At 74.4% G+C, this 3,018-nt stretch carries 3 protein-coding genes; 2 read left to right on the top strand and 1 reads right to left on the bottom strand.

The window, feature by feature from the left end:
* Window positions 1–121: 121 nt before the first annotated feature.
* Window positions 122–907 carry a VOC family protein gene (locus ACWF9Z_RS33370; RefSeq protein ID WP_453608750.1) on the bottom strand — a complete coding sequence of 262 codons (786 nt, stop codon included), beginning with the start codon at window positions 905–907 and terminating at the stop codon, window positions 122–124.
* A 186-nt stretch (window positions 908–1,093) separates the two neighbouring features.
* Here ACWF9Z_RS33370 and ACWF9Z_RS33365 point away from each other — a divergent pair, with 186 nt between their 5' ends.
* Window positions 1,094–1,948, top strand: a complete 855-nt coding sequence (locus ACWF9Z_RS33365) for a sulfurtransferase (RefSeq protein WP_453608746.1) — start codon at window positions 1,094–1,096, stop codon at window positions 1,946–1,948.
* 205 nt (window positions 1,949–2,153) lie between these two features.
* Window positions 2,154–2,921: a dienelactone hydrolase family protein gene (locus ACWF9Z_RS33360; RefSeq protein WP_453608743.1), complete on the top strand. Its 768-nt coding sequence runs from the start codon at window positions 2,154–2,156 to the stop codon at window positions 2,919–2,921.
* Window positions 2,922–3,018 lie beyond the last annotated feature (97 nt).

The raw sequence follows: 3,018 nt of genomic DNA, 5'->3' as shown, positions 1-3,018 counted from the left end.
CGGGGGGGGGGGGGGGGGCGGCGCGCCCCCCCCCGGGCCCCCCCGCCCCCCGCCCCCCGCGGCGCGGCCCCCCCCCCCCCGCGCCCGGCCCGGGGGGGGGGGCCCGGGCGGCGGTCAGCGGTCAGGGGCTGCCGTGGACCAGGGTGAAGACGGCGCCCTCCGGGTCCGCGACCGTCGCCAGCCGGCCGCTCAGGCCGTCGCGCGGCGCCTGGACGATCCGGCCGCCGAGCCGGACGACGCGGTCGGCGGCCGCGTCGGTGTCCTCCACCTCGAAGTACGTCATCCAGTGCGGCCCTCGGTCGTGCGGCAGGGACCGGCCGACTCCGTGGACGGCGGCCACCGGCCGGCCCCGGAGGAGGAGGGTGAGGTAGTCGAAGTCGGCGGAGGCGGTGGAGTGCTGGCGGGCCTCGTGGCCGAAGACGTGCTCGTAGAACTTGCCGACCGTCGAGGTGTCCTGTGTGATCAGCTCGTTCCACACGGGGGTGCCCGGGATCCCGGCCCGCCCGGTGCCGAGGCGGGCCTCGGCCTGCCAGAGTCCGAAGGTCGCGCCGAGCGGGTCCGAGCAGATCGCCACCCGCCCCGCGGCCCCCGCGTCCAGCGGGCCCACCGCGACCGTGCCCCCGCAGGAGCGGATCGCCTCGGCCGTCGCGTCGGCGTCGTCCGTGGCGATGTACGTCGTCCAGGCCACCGGGAGATGACGGTCCGGCGGCAACTCGCCGATGCCGGCCACCTCGTGCCCGTCGAGCATGGCCCGGACGTACTGGCCCAGCTGCTCGGGGCCGGGCTCGTACTCCCAGCCGAACAGGTCCGCGTAGAACTCCTCGGTGGTCCCGAGGCTGTGCACCATCAGGCTCGACCAGCACGGCGTGCCGGGCGTGCGCCGCGTTGCTTCCAATGCCTCGGTCATGTCAGCCGTCTCCTCCGTGGAACTGCTCGTGGGGCTTCCCGGAGCTGATGCTTGCACCCCGAGCGGTTCGGCGCGCCCCGACCCGGCCGGGTTTCGCTTGAGCCGGACGAGATGACCGAATCGGTGCGGCCCGTCGATGTCCGATTTGTTACGCGGGGTGCCTCGAGGGGGAGCAAAATGGCCTCCATGACCTTGACCTCGAGCCCCTCCCCGCTGCTCTCGGCAGCCGATCTCAAGACCGAGCTGGCCGGCCCCAGGCCGCCGGTCCTGCTGGACGTCCGCTGGCAGCTGGGCGGACCGAACCAGCGTTCCGCGTACGAAGCCGGGCACCTGCCGGGTGCCGTCTACGTCGACCTCGACGCGGAACTGGCCGGTCCCGCGGGGGCGGGCGGGCGGCACCCGCTGCCGGACGCGGAGGAGTTCGGGGCGGTGATGCGGCGGGCCGGGGTCTCGGCGGACCGGCCCGTGGTCGTGTACGACGGCGGGCAGGGCTGGGCGGCGGCGCGCGCGTGGTGGCTGTTGCGCTGGACGGGTCATGCGCGGGTACGGGTGCTGGACGGAGGGCTGGCCGCGTGGACCGCCGGTGACGGACCGTTGTCAGTCGATGCCGAGGCCGCACGGGAAGGCGATTTCAAGCCAAATCCGGGTGAGATCGGCCTGCTGGACGCGGACGAGGCGGCCGCGCTGGCCCGGTCCGGGGTCCTGCTCGACGCGCGGGCGGGGGAGCGCTACCGGGGCGAGGTCGAGCCGATCGACCCGGTCGGGGGCCACATTCCCGGCGCGGTGTCGGCGCCGACCACGCAGAACGTGGGCCCGGACGGACTGTTCCTCGCGGCGGACGAACTGCGCGCCAGGTTCGAGGCGGTGGGCGCGGGCGGCTCGGCCCGGGTGGGCGTCTACTGCGGCTCCGGGGTCTCGGGGGCCCACGAGGTGCTCGCCCTGTCGGTGGCGGGCATCCCGGCGGCCCTGTACGCGGGAAGCTGGTCCCACTGGTCCGCGGACCCGTCCCGCCCGGTGGCGGTGGGTCCGGACCGCGGCTGACGCCCCCCGGCCGGGGCCGCGCGGAGCGGTGGGAACGCGATGCCGCACCGAGTGCGGGGGGAATTCATAATCGGCATTCTTCACCGAACGTTTACCGCCGATAATCTTTTGGAAATTGCTCGTCCGTGATATGATCGCCCGTATCCAATGGATTTGTTGTTAGCCTTTTCGGGTCTGATCTCTCGGCCCGAAAAGGAATCCGCCCGTGTGCTACGCATCCGATGCCGCCCCGCCGCTCCACGGCCCGGCCGTCACCGCTGTCACCTCGGAACCGCTCGTCCTCACCGCTGCCGACGGCGCACGCTTCGCCGCCCGTCTGGCCGTGCCCGAGCGGCCCTCCGGCACGGGCGTGCTCGTACTCCCGGACAACAACGGCCTCTCCGATTTCTACGAGACGCTCACCGTGCGCCTGGCCGAGCAGGGGCACACGGCGCTGGCGATCGACTATTTCGGCCGCACCGCGGGACCCGATCACCGGAGCCGTGACGAGGGATTCAGGGAAATGGGCCATCTGATGCGGCACCTGGCCCAGCTCACCCCGTCGGGACTGGATGCCGACATGGCCGCCGCCATCGCACACATACGTGCGAGCGGTGCCCGTCGGGTGGTCTCGCTCGGCTTCTGCTTCGGCGGCCGCCAGGCGTTCCGCACCGCCGCACCGGAGTTCGGGACGGCCGGCGCCGTCGGCTTCTACGGCTTCCCGGACGCCATCAACGGCTCGCCGGGACCCACGCAGCTCGCGGCGGGGCTGACCGCGCCGATCCTGGCCTTGTGGGGCGGCGCGGACGAGGCCATCCCGCAGGGTGTGGTCGAAGCCTTCGACGGAGCCCTCGCCGAGGCCGGATGCCCGCGCGAGTTCGTCACCTACGGGGGAGCCCCGCACGGCTTCTTCGAGCAGGGCGCTCACGAGTGCGCCGAGGCGTCGGCCGACGCCTGGCGCCGGGTGCTCGCCTTCATCGCCGCGCGCCCCTGAGCCGTCGCACGGTGAAGGGCGCGGCGGGGGGGGCCCCGGGGGCCCCGGGGGGGGCCGGGGCGGGGGGGCGCCCCCCGGCGGGGGGGAAGCGCGGGGT

Source organism: Streptomyces sp. NPDC054961 (assembly GCF_053609145.1).
This window is presented reverse-complemented; position numbering and strand designations above follow the sequence as displayed.